Source organism: Paraglaciecola sp. G1-13 (assembly GCF_055809255.1).
The window spans coordinates 871,943-889,534 of the sequence record NZ_CM147903.1 but is presented as its reverse complement, the minus strand read 5'-3'; the positions used below and the strand labels follow the sequence as shown (position 1 = coordinate 889,534).

The window sequence follows — 17,592 nt, the reverse complement described above, 5'->3', positions numbered from 1 at the left end:
GAAGAGTTGCTTAAAACGCGTTGTCCTGATGGATTTTTATAAACAAGGGAGTGCCGTGCTTACTGTAATCAATTTTGTATTCTTTACCATTAATCGTTTGAATAAACAGTAAGGTTTTTTCCTCACCAAAAACATCACCGACCGTCACATCAACCAGTTCCATATCTTGCTGTTTAGCTTCACGTTTATTATCGGGGATCGTCCCGGTAAACTCTTTAATACTTTTGTGGCTCACAATAATCGCTGGATTATCTTCCCCATTTGTGACTAACAAATCTAACTTTCTGATTTTATGGATTAAGGTATTACGCCCACTGACGAGGAAAGGTTTTTCGGTCATGCTTATCTCCAACTGCCCTTTTGATTTTTTTGCTAAGGCCCACTCTATACCCTGCAAGATAACAAAGTTTATTTATCCTTGCACAACTTTGTTATGTGCTTGTTAAGTTTATAGTTAAAGCGCGATTTAAGTGTATATAAAACCGTCAAACGCCTTTCATTTAGTGACGCCTGCTAATGGATACTATAAACCAGTTGGGCATATCTTATTGAGTGATACAAACAAAGCGGCTAAAGCACAAACAAAGCACAGTGAAAAAGCTCTAATCCAATGCTAAAAACAGTCGTTTGCACATTTTTCCAGCAAACTATCCGACAAAGCTTCGCAAACAGATGACAAGCCTAAAAAAACTGCTTATACTGCGCGTCGTTTTATACCTTCGCTCAATTATTTGGCGAGTAAAACGGCGTTTCAGAATGGCCCAATAGCTCAGTTGGTTAGAGCACCCGACTCATAATCGGTAGGTCCCCTGTTCAAGTCAGGGTTGGGCCACCATTTTTTCTTATTTAAAACCAATCAGTTACACCTCTCCCTACCTTGAGTAGAAAGAAGAATTTAGGACCCCATCGCACCTATATCGCATAGGAAAAATGTTTTTCATACAAAAACTGACGCTTCGCATTCGATGTTATTATTGTGCTGGCTTTAAGAGCTTTGCTTCAATTATCTAACGCACACTACCTCCCGTATTCCTTACAATCCACGCAAGCAAGTCTGTATAGAAGGTAAACAAACGGCCTGCGGTCAGCATTGAAAATACAAAAAATATATACCGCTAAACCACTTCTATTGTCTTTACAAAAGGCGCCACCTCGCGGTTAAATTGAGTGCCTCTCATGTGTCCAGCAAGAGAGCTCAATGTTTAACCAACCACGAAAGGGAGATGAACATGCAGCAAAGTAACGGGTTCGGTGTTTTTATAACGTCGCTCAAGAATGTGAGCAAGAATACAATTAAGACTGCCGGTAAGAGCGCAGCTCTGGCGATGGGTTTATTGATTGCTGTATCGCTATCGGCAAAGGCAGACACAAACCACGAAATTAGCGCAGCACCTGCGGTTATTCATTCGGTGTTTTTCTGGCTTAATAATCCTGAATCAGTTGACGATCGCAAATCCCTGATAGAGGGGCTAAACAGTTTGCGTGACATTCCGCAAATCCAAGCGCTACATGTTGGGGTACCCGCATCTACCGTTTCTCGGGATGTAATTGACAGCAGCTATCAAGTCTCAGAGCTCATGTTCTTCAATAGCGTTGAGGATCAAGACGAATACCAACGCCATCCTATTCACAAGAAGTTTGTGAAGGACTACGCTCACCTGTGGCAGAAAGTAGTTGTATACGACTCGCTAAATACGTTTTAGCTAGCCCTTGAAGCGCGGATGGTAGGTCAACTGATATGGCCTACAACACTGGTTCAAAACATTCCTTAGAGATAACAAACGGAGCGCATTAGATGCTCCGTTTTTATGCGTTTAGCCGTTCATACGCACTGCAGTTTATAAAAAAGTAAAAGCGCCGTAACCGACACTGGCCATTACGCCTATCGCCGACACCCAGCCCAGCGCTTTCATTTGACTCCCTGCCCGGCGCCAAATACGTCGCCTTGGTTTTGTGTCATGCCGGGAAATACGCGCAACGCGCATACCGTACATATAGGTACCCGTAACGGTGAGGCCCGTTAAAAAAATACCGAAAATAAAATACAAAAATTTGCTAAACATACCGCCCCATTGCCCAAAATGCAGTGGGTCAGCAGCTTCTGAAATACGATTGTGCAAGGTTAAGCTAACTCCGTCATGTTGTTGAATGAGTTGCCCGTTTGCAGGTTCAAAACTGACAAAGTTCGCTCTTGGGCGAACAAGTATTGCATCTGCTTGGCCTTGCATTTCCACCACATCAGCTGATTTTTGCGGGAAGTTAATTCTGGTAATAGACAGCGCTGGAAATTTTTCATGGGCTTGCGCTAACATTAACGCTAGGTATTCAGTGTCTGGCATGAGCGAATTCGCTGTAGACTTTGCGCCGCTGGCGGTTAACTGCTCTGGGCTAGGGGCACCTGCCCCCCAGCGTTCAGCTAAATACCAGCAGCCAGTCACACTAATGATCAGCAAAAACCATAAGCTCCATACACCCACTAACCGGTGTAAATCTACCCATCTTGTTTGGCGGTGCTGCCAGCGCGGCGCACGAAAAAAGTGCTTCCACCATCCTTTATAGATATACAAACTCGACACTAACATCGCCAGCATCACCACTGCGAATAGGCTCACTACCGTGATGCCTAACGTGAGCGGCAACATCAAGTGGCGATGCAACATGCGAAAGAAACGCTGCCAGTTTTGCCAGCGCCCATCTCCAAGGTATGCCCCTGTGGTAGGATGAAAAAACAAGCGGTGGCGCTGTTCATCTCCATCAAGGTAAATAACTTCGGCGCTATACCAAGGGTGCAAAGGCGCTTGAATTGAGCGTAGTGTGCTAGCGGGGACTTCTTGCTGAGCACGGGCGTACACCGCTTGCCAGTTCATCCCCTCAACACTTGACGGTGTAACTCGCATGGCGGGGTTGCTTAGCCAGTCCATTTCGTTTGAGAGCACAGCCAACGTGCCGCTTAACACAATGAAGCACAACATAATGGCCAGTTTCACACCTAGCCAACTGTGAACGCTGAACCAAGTTGCTCTATTCAATTTTCCTACTCAAGTCACTTTGCTCTGGTTGCTTTACGCCATTTTTTACTCTAATGCCCGTGCTAGCTCAGCTCTCGCTCCAATCTAGATTAAAAACTGTATTTCAACTGGGCAATCACTTCTCTAGGTTGCCCTGGGAAATGGCCATTACGTTCGCTGAAACCGCTCACGGCATATTCTTTATCAAACAAATTATTCACGTTTACGCTTAGGAGTATATTGTCCCACTTGGTAGTCCAACTCGCGTCAAATACAGTAAATGCCTTGACCTTTTGGGCGTCAGAGCTGATTTGCTCACTGACGTAATTAACGCCCAATGCAATTGACGAATTCATGCTATGTATAGCGTAACGCCCCCATAAACCAGCTTGCTGTCGCGGCGCATTTACAAAGCGATCCCCAGCCCCAAAGGTATTGCTTGAACTGCCGTCAACCACTATGGTGTCATTGTATGCATAGTTGGCAGTGATGCTCAGCTCATCCGTAATATCCCCCACAAGCGTAAACTCAGCGCCGTCACTTTCCACGTTGCCAAAGTTTATCAAGGCTGATTCAGTGTCCTCATTCTCGCCTTCAATAAAATTAGGGTTACTGGCGATCAAATTCTCTTTGTTGATGTGATACACCGCCAAGGTGGTCAGAATGCTACCGCCTAACCATTCATTTTTCACACCGACTTCAATTGAGTCCCCAGTAACAGGCTCAAGATCTGTCACACTCGCATCAGCTTGGTCTGTGGCATCTACAGGATTAAAACTTTCAGAATAATTCACATAAAATGACATACTTTCAAGTGGTTTAAAGCTAATCCCAGCACGATAAGAAACATCTTGATCGCCATACTCAAAGGCGCTTTGTTTATCACGCTCTTCAAAGTGATCAAACCGCGCCCCTAACATCAGCGTCCACTTGTCGCCCAGTTGCAGCATGTCTTGCACGTACAAGCCTTGGCGATTACGCCTGATGCCATCGCGATTTTGATCCGTCAGGTTGTAGCTATACGGGTCGGTTTCACCATAATTAAGGTTGAATATATTCAGGTTACCCACGCCATCGGCTTCGTAGCGGGCGCGCAGATACTCGTAATCAGTGTCTATGTAATGCCAATCACCACCAAACAATAATTGGTGCTGCATGCCAGCAACACTAAAATCATAAACAAAATCAGTGGTTAAGCTAATTTCATCATTGGCTCTGTATTGATCCCGATATTCTCGGCGAATGGTTTCATCATCAATGTTTGCTTCACCGTCGCCGTTAACATCTACCCAACTTTGCGATTCGTGATAGGCCTGATCACGCTCATTAGTCATCAATCGTAAGGTTGAATTCACGCTAAACGCATCACTAAATACGTGCTCAAGTTGAGACTGCACAACCCAAGCTTCAAGATCTTGGTAATCACTTTTTTCATTGGCGTTGTAGGTGCGATCAACCAAAAAATTACCGTTATCGTCCACCGGCACGCCTCGCAGTCTGTGCCCACCCAGATTCTGCACAATGTAATCAAAAGTGGTGGTTAAGCGGGTATCGTCACTGAAATCATGTAATAGCCCCCCAGCAAGTTCGATGTTTTCCATATCAGCATTGTTACGAAAGCTATCTTGGGCTTCATAAAAGCCGCCCAACCGATACGCAGTGGTGTCGGTTAATGCTCCCGTCGCTTCCCCTGAAATACCGTGCAAGTCGAAGTTACCTAACGTCAGATTAATTTCTGCGCTTTCATTGAAGGCTGGCTTTTTGGTTATATAGTTGATCATGCCACCGGGCTCACCACCACCATACAGCGCAGCCGCTGGGCCTTTTAGCACCTCAACCCGATCAACATTAAATAAATCAGGCACGCTGAATCCTGAATAAGGATCACCTCTTACACCATCATAAAAAACATTGCCATCATCGCGAAAACCGCGAAATGTCACCCCTGAATAACTGTATTCACTGACCCCAGCGATAGAGCGATATAAATCGGTGATATCTCGCGCCGCTTGGTCAGAAATCAGCTGAGCGGTAAGCACTTGCGCTGACATGGGTATATCAAGTAAATCGGCATCAGTCTTAGTGCCTAACTTCGTGCGGGTGTCTAAATAAAACTGCTGTGCTCGCCCAGTCACTTCTAAATGCTCAATGTCATCGCTGGGTTGCTGAGCTAAAACACCAGAGCTTAATCCTAAAGCGGTGATACCGGATAAAAAACAACCAAGTGAAGCTGCACTACGAGCCATGAAATAAACATCCTACTAATATAAGGGCTGGAAAGGCGCACACCATACAGTTAATACGAATGATTTTCAATTGCAAGTATAGCTTGGTAATGTAAGATCTTGATCAATTGGCCAAATTCGCGCATTTACTGGCAGTCAATTCTTCAGGATAGGAGTCACCGCATTCATTAGGTAGGTATTTTACCCACTGACATTTACCGCTCGTAGATGGTCAATTTACTTGCTATATTGCGCGCCATATATAGGTTTTATGCTGTGCTTATTTCGGATTTAACGAATATGACGAAGGCGTAAATTAAATGGGAATCTGGTGAGATACCAGAACTGTACCCGCAACTGTAAACAAGCCACGTGTCGATGATAATCGCTCAGGTGCTTGTAAGTCAGATACCAGCCTTATTCACCCTTTATTTATTTTCACGCGGGAATACGTGAATAACAGATTGTCCTTTTAGTATGTGATACTGAGCGCACTGTGTATTCCCCCTTGGATCGTATTTTGATCGATAACAATACAGGTGCCATGCTAAATTCAGCTAACCTACAGGCGAAACAGCTTTCCTACCAGATAGCGCACAAAAGTATTTTGTCTGACATTAATCTTTCTCTTGAGCGCGGTAAAGTGCTGGGGGTGCTCGGCCCTAACGGTGCCGGCAAAACCAGCTTGCTAAAAATGTTATCCGGCCAAACTGCTAGTAAAAACCAAGTGGATTGGTGCGGTAAAGCACTTGAAGAATACAGCCCACTCGAACGCGCTCGGCAAATTGCAGTGGTCAATCAATTAAATGAAAGCGTATTCGCTTTGAGCTTGCAGCAAATTGTTCGCATGGGCTGGCTACCCCATAAAACGTTGTTGTCTCGAGAAACCGAGCAGGATCATCAACACCTCGCGGCATCAATCGCCAAGGTAGGCCTTAGCGATAAAACGCATCAAACGTTTAGCTCACTGTCAGGAGGTGAGCAACAACGGGGATTGATCGCCCGGGCATTAGTCCAAAAAGCGGCGCTCATTGTGTTAGATGAGCCCGTCAATCACCTAGATATTTATTATCAACACCAAGTACTTAAGTTACTGCGCACCCTCGCCCATCAGCAACAAATGACCGTAGTGATGAGTTTGCATGATATTAATTTAGCCGCCAGTTACTGCGATCACTTATGTTTACTAAATGACGGCAAGATGATCGCACAAGGGCCAGTTGAGAGTGTGCTAAAAGCGACAACGTTAGAGCACGTTTTTAACATTCCTTGTCGTATTCGCCGCGATGAAGTGACCGAAAATCTACGGGTAGACTTTTATCCTCCCGATGAACAAGAGCGCCCTCCTCTGCCTGAGGTAACTCAACAGTCAAAAGTGCATTCAAGCGAAGCGAGTAACAAATCAGATAAAGAAGCACATAAAGAAATAAGCGATAAGAAGGGCAAATTGAAATGACTAACCGCTGGTCGTTGCTATTTGTACTTGCGGCACTCTCGCCCATTATCGGCATATTTTTTGGTGCTGCAGACTTGCCTGCATCTGAGCTGTATCACTGCATAGTTGACCAGTGTAGCACTGACGTTAACGCGCTAATATTTTGGGAGATTCGCTTACCTAGAGTGCTCGTGGGCTTTTTAGTTGGCGCAGGCCTTGCTGTTGCCGGGGCCACATTGCAAAACATTACCCGCAACGGATTGGCTGATCCTTACCTATTCGGCGTAGTATCTGGCGCAGGGCTCGGAGCGAGTATCGCAACACTGTTGTTTGACAGTCAAATAGGCGAAACCTTAACGATATTCGGTATGTTGCCTGATGTGCCTTTTTCAATCGCACTGCCAGTCGCCGCCTTTTTAGGCGCAGTATTTGCCGTTACCTTAGTGCAAGCGCTGGCCGCAACATCTTTTGGAGGGCGCGGCGAGCACATGCTGTTAGCCGGTGTGGCGGTGTCATTTATGCTCAGTGCTCTGAGTCACTTTTTACTGTTTTTAGGTGACCCTTTCGCTGCCAACAAAGTTATTTTCTGGCTAATGGGCAGTCTTGCTCGCACTGAAATGTGGTACGCCTGGATCATGCTACCTGTGGTTATGGGCAGCGTGGTACTGCTGTTACTTTTCGGTCGGCGCTTAGATGCCCTCTTGCTAGGCGACGAAAATGCCAAAACCCTAGGCATTAACGTCACCGCTCTTCGCTTAATGGCTTTAGGTATTTGCGCTGCACTAACCGCGTGCATTGTGGCTTACTGCGGCGGCATTGGGTTCGTTGGCTTACTTATCCCCCATATTGTGCGACGCTGGGTTGGGGTGACGAGCCGCGCTTTAATTTTAGGCTGTGTACTTATCGGCGGCAGTTTTATGGTGCTAGTTGATATCGTTGCCCGCTCGGCCCTTTCAGACCAAGAAATCCCTATCGGCATTATCACTTCAGCCATCGGCAGCGTGTTTTTCTTACTCGCTATTCGTCAGCGACAGGCATAAAAACAATGCATAGTCCAAATAGTGCAAATAGAGAAAATCGGGGCAATCAAGAAAATAGAGAAAATGGCGCTCGAGCAATGAATATTAAGAACCCAATCAAATCACGATTGGAACAACACATATGTTAGATCCTGAAGTAACTGCAGCGCCAGCATCTGTAGACTCAGAGAAAGCACCCTCACGCTCAATGCAAGAAGCGATAAAGCCAGTTCACAAGACATCAAGGAAGGCACAAAAAATGTCAGAACAACAACACTCATTATCTTCATCCGTATTCGATCAGTCTCACTGGCAAATATCCCCCGTCGATACCAGTAACCTCAGCGATATAGATGAGCGAATTAACAATAAAACTAAACCCTTAGGAGCCCTAGGCCAGCTTGAAGATCTCGCTCGCCAGCTTGCTCAAATACAAGAAAGCCTCTCGCAAACAGGCAGCCGTATTGACACCCGAATCGACATAAATAAGCCAGTTATGCTGGTATTTGCCGCCGATCACGGCATTGCCGCCAATGGCATCAGTATTGCCCCATCTGACGTCACCCAGCAAATGGTGAGCAATTTTCTCAATGGTGGCGCGGCAATCAACTGCTTTAGCACCACGCTAGGCTGGCAGATGAAAGTCGTCGATGCCGGTATGCTCAGCCCAGTGAGTGGCAATGCCCGCCTGTCAGCAAGCAATATGTTGATTGAACAGCAAATAGGCCAAGGTACGGCTGATTTTTCAAAACAAGCTGCGATGACACCAGCCCAAGCAGAGCTAGCGCTGACGATGGGCGCAAACGTTGCTGCACAGCATATTGCCCAAGGCAGCAATGTGCTGGCATTTGGCGAAATGGGCATTGGCAATACCAGTAGTGCATCAGCCTTGTTATCCCTCATTTGCGGGTTGAGCCCACAGCGCACAACAGGCAAAGGCACGGGCATAACGGATGAACAACTAACGAAAAAAATTCAGCTCATCGAAGATGCTTTAGAGCGAGTCAATAAAGCCCACGGTACAAAGGCCTTTACCCCTAAAACCGCACTGATGGAAGTAGGTGGTTTTGAAATCGCACAAATTGTGGGTGCCATACTCGAAACCGCTAAAGCCGGTAAAAGCATCTTAGTGGATGGATTCATTGTCAGTGTAGCAGCGCTGATTGCCGTGCGTATTGCGCCGCGCGCACGGGATTATATGCTATTTGCCCACTGTTCAGCAGAATATGCCCACCAGCAAGTGTTGGCTCAATTAGACGCTCGGCCGCTATTGTCTTTAGGTTTGCGCCTTGGCGAGGGCACTGGTGCAGCGCTGGCTTTACCCTTGTTGCAAGCAGCAGCCAGTTTCTACAATGATATGGCCACATTTGAGAGCGCTGGCGTAACGGTATAAATGACTAGCACCACGTTAGCGAAATAAAGACGAACATGACTCGATTTTTAAAATATCAGTTCAATTTAATACTATTAGCAGTGAGTTTTTTCACCCGCTTACCGGTGCCGACTGCAATTGTTTACAGCCCACAAAAATTGCACCAAGCGGGACGATATTTCCCATTAGTTGGCTGGCTGCTGGCTGCTTTATTAAGCGCATTTTACTGCTTCATGCTGCCCTATGTAGGACGAGAACCGACAGTATGCTTGCTTATTATATTTAGTTTAATGCTAACGGGCGCAATACATGAAGATGGCCTAGCAGATACGGCCGACGGTTTTTGGGGGGGTCAGAGTATCACGCGCAAGTTGACCATCATGAAAGACAGCCAAATTGGCACATACGGCACGTGCGCACTGATTTGTGCGCTATTGAGCAAGTTTATACTGCTGAGCTCGCTAGCCGCGGATCAGCACCTACTGCTGGCCCTAGCCATTGCCTACCCTTTGTCTCGCGGGTTGGCTATTTCGCATGTGCAACACCTCGCCTATGCACGCAAAAATAGTGATAACAGTAAAAGTGACTCGTTAGCACAGCCTATGCAACCTCGGGTGTTACTTTGGCTGCTCGCCTCAAGTGTACCTGCGGTACTATGGTTACCACTATACAGTGCAATACTCGTCATAGTCAGTGCATGTGTGCTGCGCTTTGCCCTCAAACATTGGTTTAAAAAACACATTGATGGCTATACAGGGGACTGCTTAGGCTTTGCTCAACAAACCCAAGAGTTACTCATCTATCTTTTGTTGATTATCACGTTACCTAAAACAGTGAATGAGCAGACCATAGGCTTTCTTTTATGAACGTCCTATTGATAAAAACAGTCTTAAACTTACCCCTCAAACGTCGCGTTGAATCATTACAAATATTTTGTTGGAGAGCTTAACAATGCTGCATTTAATTATTGGCGGTGCTCGCTCTGGCAAATCAAACTTTGCGTTGCAACAAGCCCTCACTCTAAGCCAACAATCCGGCAAAGATGTCACCTTTGTCGCTACCGCCACCGCGACAGACACAGAAATGAGCAAGCGTATTATGCGCCATCAACAGGAGCGCCCAGCACATTGGGCGTTAGCTGAAGTGCCTCTGAATTTAATTGAGTATATCGAGCTCTATTCAGATAAGGGCGTTACAACTGATAGCGAACAGCCGATACTGCTCATCGACTGTTTAACCCTTTGGCTCAACAACCAGCTTTACCATCAACCACAACAAGATTTCAGCATCCTATTTCAAGGCTTCACCCAGGCCCTTCGCGCAAGTGAATCAAGTATAATTATGGTGGCAAACGAAGTTGGCTTGGGCGTTATCCCTATGGGGGAAGTCACTCGAGAGTTCGTTGATCAAGCGGGTTGGTTGAATCAAGCTGTGGCAAGTATTGCAGATCACGTCACCTTTGTTGCCGCAGGGTTACCCATGGCATTAAAGAGTCCTCAAAAATGAGTAGCAAACCTGTGAAAGATAGCGCAGCGAATGATAACGCGGTAAATCATGTCGCTGTGAATAGTAATACTGACGATAGCCCTGCACTGAGCAGCCGTTCAATGGGTAGCCGTTCAGTGGGTAGCCATCGACTTGACCATGGCGCAGCAACCACGTTCAATTTACTGCGCCATGGTCAAGTTGATGGCCCCAGCGCACTTTATGGCAAGACCGACATTCCCCTTAGTGAACAAGGTTTACACGCTATGCAAGCGCAAATGCAAAAAACGTCAAAAGTGGATGTCATCATTTCATCCCCTCGCCTGCGTTGCCTGCATTTTGCCAAGGCATTCGCTGAATTTTTATCCGTACCCCTGGTGATTGAAGACGACCTTCAAGAGTGTGATTTTGGTTTGTATGACGGTATCCCCTTTGATGACTTAAGCGAGCAATGGCTTGAGCTAAATGCGTTTTGGCAAGAACCTATGCATAACACCTTACCAAACGCCGAATCCTTAGAACGTTTTCATCAACGGGTAGTAAATTGTTGGCAGCGTTTAACCAGCCAGCACCAAGGGCAAAACTGCTTAGTGGTTAGCCATGGCGGCGTGATACGCCAAATTTTAGCTGATGTGTTATCAGCAAATTGGCAACAGGGTGATTGGTACGCCAAGTTGCAAATTGGCTATGCCAGCCTAACGCGTATCGCTATCGCAGAATACGAGCAAGCGGTTCCTGTGGTGAGCTTTATCGCCAAACCAGCGTTTAACGAGAACGCACTATGACCGCTAAAAGCATGAGCGCTAAAAGCGCGACCATCATGATCCAAGGCACTACGTCAGATGCAGGTAAAAGCATGCTCGTGGCGGGGTTTTGTCGCTGCCTGAAAAACAGCGGCGTTCGGGTGGCTCCCTTTAAGCCACAAAATATGGCCCTCAATAGCGCTGTTACTAAAGATGGCGGTGAAATAGGCCGTGCGCAAGCGGTTCAAGCACAAGCGGCCGGCGTTGAGCCCAGTGTTCACATGAACCCAGTGTTACTGAAACCCAGTTCAGATACTGGCGCACAGGTGATCATTCAGGGTAAAGCGGTGTCAGACATGCAAGCCAAGAAATACCATGACTACAAAAAAGTCGCTATGCAAGCCGTACTGAGTTCCCATCAGCGCTTAACGCAAGAGTACGACGTGATTGTGGTAGAAGGCGCAGGCAGCCCAGCGGAGATTAATTTGCGCAAAGGCGACATCGCCAATATGGGTTTTGCTGAAGCGGTTGATTGCCCGGTGATCATAGTGGCGGATATCGATCGCGGCGGCGTATTTGCCCAACTTGTTGGCACATTAGATTTACTCTCAGAATCTGAACAAAACCGCGTCGTCGGCTTTGTCATTAACAAGTTTCGTGGTGACATCAAACTACTCGAGTCAGGTTTAACCTGGTTAGAAGACCGAACGAAAAAACCGGTGTTAGGTGTACTGCCCTATATTCACAACTTACAATTGGCCGCTGAAGACGCCATTCAAGCAGAACAGAATTTAGATGAAAAAAACATACGAATACACATATGTGTTCCTGTGTTTAAACGCATCAGTAATCACACCGATTTCGATATGCTGCGCGTACACCCCCAAGTAAAACTGACCTTTGTGGCCCAAGGCCGCCCTATTCCAGCGTGTGATTTGATCATATTGCCGGGTAGCAAGAATGTGCGTGCCGACCTAGCATTGCTAAAAAAGATGCGATGGGACGAAAGCTTACAACGTCACCTACGCTACTCCGGTAAAGTATTGGGTATTTGCGGTGGCTATCAAATGTTGGGCCAAAGTATTGCGGATCCCAGCGGCGTTGAAGATACGCCAGGCACCAGCGAAGGCTTAGGTTATTTGCCTATCACCACGCAATTACAAGCACAAAAACAGCTTACCCAAAGTCACGGAGACTTATTAATCCATGAAAATGGCAGCGCACCTATTCGAGGCTACGAAATTCACATAGGCACTAGCGTGCGAGCTGATAATGCCAAGCCGATGATCTTATTAAACAACGGCGAGTATGAAGGCTGTATCAGTGAAGACAACCAAGTTGCGGGTAGTTATTTACATGGCTTGTTCGATTCACCACAGGCTTTGCAGCATATACTTGCTTGGGCGGGTGCCAATACAGAACTCGCCGAGGATTACGGGGCGCAACAAGAGCGCGAAATAGAGCGCTTAGCTCAGGTGTGCCAAGGGCATCTCAACTGGGATGCCATTCACACCATTATCGAACAACAATTTACCGCGCCGTCTTTTTCCAGCGCGGCCACCCACAGCAAAGAGGGAGCATAAACTCATGTCTGACACCCCATCTAACGACAATAAAGAAGAAAAAAAAGACGAAAACAATCGCCATAAAGCACGTATGCAGCAGCAAAAAGCCAAAGTGGACGAGCGTATCGCCAACGCGCAAGTCGAAAAAGGTGTATTGATTGTCATCACAGGTAATGGCAAAGGTAAGTCTACCTCGGGTTTTGGCACAGTCGCCCGAGCAGTCGGTCATGGCTTAAAAGCTTGCGTCGTGCAATACGTAAAAGGCACTTGGCCCTGCGGTGAGCGTGATTTATTAGAAAAACTAGGCGTGGAGTTTCACGTTATGGGCACGGGCTTCACTTGGGAAACCCAAGACAAGGAAACCGACAAAGCCGCAGCACAAAAAGCCTGGGAATTTAGCAAAGCCTGCTTGCAAGACCCAAGCATCGATTTGCTGCTACTCGATGAAATCACCTACATGTTGACCTACAAATACATCGATTTGGATGACGTATTAGCCGCTCTGGAAAATCGTCCTGCCAATCAGCATGTGGTAATAACGGGCCGCGCCTGTCACCGCGCGGTTATCGAATTAGCCGACACCGTCAGCGAAGTACGCCCTATCAAGCATGCATTTGAAGCAGGTATTAAGGCGCAAAAGGGAATTGATTGGTAATGGCACCGACAAAGCAAAATAGGCTCGTTTGTCTGTTAACCTGTATTGTCGTGCTAGCGTTCAATGCATCAAGCGTTTCTGCCCAAAATGAAACAACTAAAAGTGAACGTGCCAATGCTAATACCGCTGTTGATGATGTGCCTGGCAATGAGGTAAATAACGCGGCCAGCAACCCAAGCAATAGAGCGCAATCTGAAATATCAGAAGCTGACGCTATCTTTGATGAAATAAGTCAACTTAGCAAAGATAAACGGCAAAAACTGCGCATTATTGCGTTAGCGCCACATATCGTCGAATCGCTTTTTGAAGTAGGTGCGGGCCAGCAAATTATCGCCACAACCGCCCATGCAGATTACCCAGAAGCGGCCAAAGACATTCTACAAATTGGTAACTACGCCCGTCTACAAATCGAAAAGATCGTGCAACTGCAGCCTGACGTAGTGATTGCTTGGAAAACCGGTAATCCGGGAGATGATTTAGCACGGCTGAAGCAGTACAAAATTAAGGTTATATATTCAAACCCTAGGACCTTGTCACAGGTCGGTGACGAACTTCTCATGCTAGGTCAGCTTACGGGGCGCGAAGACCTTGCCGAACAGGCCGCTTCACATTATACGGCGCAGCTCGACAGGCTCAAAGCGCGCTATTCCAAAAAGCCCCCTATGCGCACCTTTTATGAGCTTTGGTCTAGGCCACTGCGCACCGTGGCAAACAATGCATGGCCGCAACAACAATTAGCCCTTTGTGGTGCCAAAAACCCGTTTGCCAACGCCAGTGATGACTATCCGTCTGTCGGTTTAGAGCAAGTGCTAGTGGCGTTGCCACAAGTCATTATTCAACCCACGCAGCATGCCTCCGATACGCCTGACGCTTTGAATTGGGCCCAGTGGCAACACATTCCAGCAGCCAAGAACGGTTTTATCTTTCACCCCAATGCTGACAAAGTACACCGCATGACCAGCCGCATGTTGGATGAAGTGGCACTGATGTGCGAACAAATCGATAAGGCCCGTCAGTTTTACCAGACTGATACGCCGTTACCCCATTAACCGAGTTTGCATACGTGATCTCTATTACCGCTGCTCCCCCTGATACGGTCCATTTTTACCTTTGCCGTCATGGGCAAAGTGAATTTAACGCCAAGGGGTTATTACAAGGGCACTTAGAAAGCTCGCTAACCGCAAAGGGAATAGCGCAAGCACAAGCCCTAGCGTTGAAAGCCAAGCATTGGAAAATCAATCATATCGTTAGTTCGCATCTTGGCCGAGCTCAGCAAACGGCGGACATTTGCGCCCAAGCACTCAACAACGGCGCAAAAGGCTCATTGCGCCTCGAGCCACAAAACTTTGCAGATTTAGCAGAACGCCATTTAGGCGATTGGCAAGGCAAACCCATAAAGCAATTACCGGAATTCCATGCATTTAATCAGCTGTGCTACCAACAAACGCACATCACTCCGCCGAACAGCCTTGAGCCAGAAAACAGCCTTGAGCTAGAAAACAGCCCTGAGCCAGAAAACAGCCTTAAGCGAACGAACAGCCGTGACCTTAATAACAACTTAAAGCAGAGTGAAAGCACAGCCACGGTTCGCGAGCGAATGCAAAAAGCGCTCGTCTGTATTGCGTATTCCAAAGCACTAAACAGCAAGCCATCACAAGCGCAGCACAATGTGCTCGTTATCAGCCATGGCGACGCCATTGCCTGCTTAATGAGCTTATTTAGGCCACCTATGTTGCTCCCAAACACCCAAGGCATATTGCTTAGCTATCAAAATGACACGCTGGAATGGGGCGGCTTGCTTGACTGAGCTCAGCGCTTGGGTGGCGACCATGTTATCTTTTTCAAGCTTGGCTGTAATAGGCGCGCAAATGCTGTTCGCCTTGCTGCTTGATAAAGTATTAGGTGAGCCTAAACGCTTTCATCCCCTTGTGGGGTTTGGGCATTTAGCAAATCGCTTAGAGGCTAAAGTTAACGCTCAACTATTCACGGCACAGCAAGCATCCCTAGCAAAAAAACGCATCAAAGGTGCTCTGTGTTGGCTCATACTTGTCCTGCCTCTACCAATGACGTTATGGGTGCTCAACTATGGCGTCATGCAATATGCCCTGAGCAACGACGCTGTATTGCTAGCGGGCTGCATGTCCTTATTAAACGCCTCGATATTGTATTTAGCTATTGGCATGCAAAGCCTCAAAGAGCACGCCATGCAGATATACCAGCCATTAGCAGAAGGAGATTTAGCCCAAGCGCGACATTTCACCAGCTATATGGTTAGCCGAGATACTACCGAGTTAACGCCAAACAACATGAGCCGCGCCGCAGTAGAATCTGTTCTAGAAAATGGTCATGACGGCGTGATAGCCAGCTTGTTTTATTTTGCCATCGGCGGCGCTCCACTGGCGGCTCTTCATCGTCTTAGCAATACCCTTGATGCTATGTGGGGCTATAAATCACCGCGCTTTTTGCACTTTGGTTGGTGGGCCGCCCGAACGGACGACCATCTTGGTTGGTTAAGCGCTTATTGCACCTCCCTACTGTATGTATTGGCCGCTCCGGCACCTATTCGTTTCACACATTTAGCACGCGCATGGCAGCAAGCTAAGGGCTACAAGAGCAAAAACGGCGGTCGCTGTATGGCCACTGGCGCCGGTGCGCTTGGCTTCACAATTGGGGGAGCATCACAATATCAAGGCAACACAGTACATAGCCCAATATTAGGCAGTGGAGAGCGCGTTACCTTGACCGACATACCCCGCAGCATTCGCCTGGTGCAGCGCAGTGCCTGGCTATTTTCAAGTGCTATTTTGCTTTGTGGGTTATTGGGGTTGATAGGGCTAATCGCACTATGCAGCTTTTGCGGCCTCAGTACCGACATCATTTTCTAAAGGATTTATTTTTATGGATAAAAATACAACGGCCGTAACCCGCGCTCCAACACAGGTCAATCAAACGGGTGATGGGGCAACCGATATACTAAAAAGTGCGCCAAGCGATGCGACAAACGTTGATGCAGAACAGCCATTAATGCACGGCGGGCAATTAAGCACCATGGCCCAGCGTTACCATATAGAGGAAAAAGACTGGCTTGATTTATCCACTGGCATTGCGCCTATCGCCTATCCTGTTGGCATAATTCCCACAGCTTGCTGGCAACGTTTACCACAAAATAATGAAGGGCTATTACACGCCGCACGTGGCTACTATCAAACCCACCATTTGCTGCCAACCCCTGGCAGCCAAAGCATTATTCAAATGCTACCGCAACTGTGCCGCGCCCGAGGCTTTGCGAACAGCAGGGTATGGCTGCCAAAAGTAGGCTATCAAGAACATCGCAAAGCATGGCAAAAAGACCAGTATCAAACTCTCGATTACACTGACGTTACTGAGTTAAGCCAAATAGGGCACAAGGATATTGTGCTACTGATCAATCCAAACAATCCTACGGGTGAACATTATCCAAAGGCGTACGTCGACCAATTACACAAAGACATTCATGCCAAACAAGGGCTTTTGATCATTGACGAAGCCTTTATGGATGCAACACCGGAAGAATCCATGGTGCAAGCATTTAGGCGGCGTAATAGCGCAACTCCGCAGCAGGCAGGCGCTAAGCACCAAGACTACAGCGACGCCTTGATTATATTACGCTCAGTGGGCAAGTTTTTCGGGTTAGCAGGTATCCGCTTAGGGTTCGTACTGGCAAATGAAACTTGGCTTAATGCAATGGCCTTATTATTAGGCCCTTGGGCGGTAAGCGGCCCTGCGCTTTTCGTTGGCGAACAGGCACTAGCAGATAAACGCTGGCAAGAAGAACAAAGGGTTGTACTCTGGCGTTTAAGTAGCGCATTACAAAGCACACTGAAACAACTATTCACACAACCTGTGCATGGCACGTTACTATTCAAAACGGTTCACACACCCAACGCCCCCGCAATTTTTGACGCTTTATGCCAGCAAGGGATTTACGTGCGCTTATGCGACGAAAAAGACGCCCTACGATTTGGTATTGCGAACGAACAGGGCCTGATAAGGTTAAAAGACGCATTACACACATCGCCGATTCAGCGACTCTTGTAAGTGACTTT

16 protein-coding genes, 1 tRNA gene and 1 riboswitch are annotated in these 17,592 nt (G+C 47.2%); of the genes, 14 read left to right on the top strand and 3 right to left on the bottom strand.

Annotation, left to right across the window (positions count from 1 at the left end; all coding sequences use genetic code 11):
• Positions 1-10: 10 nt before the first annotated feature.
• Complete coding sequence (locus AC0L6N_RS03645) at positions 11-340, bottom strand: hypothetical protein (RefSeq protein WP_006991390.1); 330 nt, start codon at positions 338-340, stop codon at positions 11-13.
• Between the two features lie 418 nt (positions 341-758).
• On the opposite strand from AC0L6N_RS03645, the gene AC0L6N_RS03640 reads away from it, so the two are divergent.
• Positions 759-835: transfer RNA gene (locus tag AC0L6N_RS03640), tRNA-Ile, on the top strand.
• A gap of 490 nt (positions 836-1,325) precedes the next feature.
• On the top strand, positions 1,326-1,703 hold the full coding sequence (locus AC0L6N_RS03635) for a Dabb family protein (RefSeq protein WP_473481242.1): 378 nt from the start codon (positions 1,326-1,328) through the stop codon (positions 1,701-1,703).
• Between the two features lie 135 nt (positions 1,704-1,838).
• Here AC0L6N_RS03635 and AC0L6N_RS03630 read toward each other — a convergent pair whose 3' ends face one another.
• Together AC0L6N_RS03630 and AC0L6N_RS03625 are read right to left on the bottom strand one after the other, a co-directional pair.
• Entirely contained in the window at positions 1,839-3,029 is a 1,191-nt protein-coding gene (locus AC0L6N_RS03630; RefSeq protein WP_473478945.1) for a PepSY-associated TM helix domain-containing protein, read from the bottom strand.
• An 89-nt stretch (positions 3,030-3,118) separates the two neighbouring features.
• The gene (locus tag AC0L6N_RS03625; RefSeq protein WP_473478942.1) at positions 3,119-5,254 is read right to left on the bottom strand and encodes a TonB-dependent siderophore receptor; all 2,136 of its coding nucleotides are present in this window, start codon (positions 5,252-5,254) and stop codon (positions 3,119-3,121) included.
• Positions 5,255-5,502: 248 nt separating this feature from the next.
• A riboswitch (cobalamin riboswitch) is annotated at positions 5,503-5,667 on the top strand.
• A gap of 110 nt (positions 5,668-5,777) precedes the next feature.
• Between AC0L6N_RS03625 and AC0L6N_RS03620 the strand changes: the two genes are divergently transcribed.
• From AC0L6N_RS03620 to cobD, 12 genes are all read left to right on the top strand, one after another.
• Entirely contained in the window at positions 5,778-6,689 is a 912-nt protein-coding gene (locus AC0L6N_RS03620; RefSeq protein WP_473481241.1) for an ABC transporter ATP-binding protein, read from the top strand.
• On the top strand, positions 6,686-7,708 hold the full coding sequence (locus tag AC0L6N_RS03615) for a FecCD family ABC transporter permease (protein WP_473478940.1): 1,023 nt from the start codon (positions 6,686-6,688) through the stop codon (positions 7,706-7,708). The genes AC0L6N_RS03620 and AC0L6N_RS03615 overlap by 4 nt, the downstream gene beginning before the upstream one ends.
• A 238-nt stretch (positions 7,709-7,946) precedes the next feature.
• On the top strand, positions 7,947-9,080 hold the full coding sequence (gene cobT, locus AC0L6N_RS03610) for a nicotinate-nucleotide--dimethylbenzimidazole phosphoribosyltransferase (RefSeq protein WP_473481239.1): 1,134 nt from the start codon (positions 7,947-7,949) through the stop codon (positions 9,078-9,080).
• Between the two features lie 35 nt (positions 9,081-9,115).
• Positions 9,116-9,925, top strand: a complete 810-nt coding sequence (locus AC0L6N_RS03605) for an adenosylcobinamide-GDP ribazoletransferase (RefSeq protein WP_473478937.1) — start codon at positions 9,116-9,118, stop codon at positions 9,923-9,925.
• An 85-nt stretch (positions 9,926-10,010) separates the two neighbouring features.
• Positions 10,011-10,565, top strand: coding sequence for a bifunctional adenosylcobinamide kinase/adenosylcobinamide-phosphate guanylyltransferase (gene cobU, locus AC0L6N_RS03600; protein WP_473478935.1), 555 nt, complete (start codon positions 10,011-10,013; stop codon positions 10,563-10,565).
• A gap of 101 nt (positions 10,566-10,666) precedes the next feature.
• A complete protein-coding gene (locus tag AC0L6N_RS03595; protein ID WP_473481237.1) occupies positions 10,667-11,329 on the top strand; it encodes a histidine phosphatase family protein in 663 nt (220 codons plus the stop codon).
• An 11-nt stretch (positions 11,330-11,340) separates the two neighbouring features.
• Positions 11,341-12,870, top strand: a complete 1,530-nt coding sequence (locus AC0L6N_RS03590; protein ID WP_473481235.1) for a cobyric acid synthase — start codon at positions 11,341-11,343, stop codon at positions 12,868-12,870.
• A gap of 4 nt (positions 12,871-12,874) precedes the next feature.
• A complete protein-coding gene (gene cobO, locus AC0L6N_RS03585; RefSeq protein ID WP_473478933.1) occupies positions 12,875-13,507 on the top strand; it encodes a cob(I)yrinic acid a,c-diamide adenosyltransferase in 633 nt (210 codons plus the stop codon).
• Positions 13,507-14,556 carry a cobalamin-binding protein gene (locus AC0L6N_RS03580; protein WP_473478931.1) on the top strand — a complete coding sequence of 350 codons (1,050 nt, stop codon included), beginning with the start codon at positions 13,507-13,509 and terminating at the stop codon, positions 14,554-14,556. Before cobO ends, AC0L6N_RS03580 begins: the two co-directional genes overlap by 1 nt.
• Positions 14,557-14,570: 14 nt before the next feature.
• Entirely contained in the window at positions 14,571-15,314 is a 744-nt protein-coding gene (locus AC0L6N_RS03575) for a histidine phosphatase family protein (RefSeq protein ID WP_473478929.1), read from the top strand.
• Positions 15,315-15,336: 22 nt separating this feature from the next.
• The gene (locus tag AC0L6N_RS03570) at positions 15,337-16,392 is read left to right on the top strand and encodes a cobalamin biosynthesis protein CobD/CbiB (RefSeq protein WP_473481234.1); all 1,056 of its coding nucleotides are present in this window, start codon (positions 15,337-15,339) and stop codon (positions 16,390-16,392) included.
• Between the two features lie 13 nt (positions 16,393-16,405).
• On the top strand, positions 16,406-17,584 hold the full coding sequence (cobD, locus tag AC0L6N_RS03565) for a threonine-phosphate decarboxylase CobD (RefSeq protein ID WP_473478926.1): 1,179 nt from the start codon (positions 16,406-16,408) through the stop codon (positions 17,582-17,584).
• Positions 17,585-17,592 lie beyond the last annotated feature (8 nt).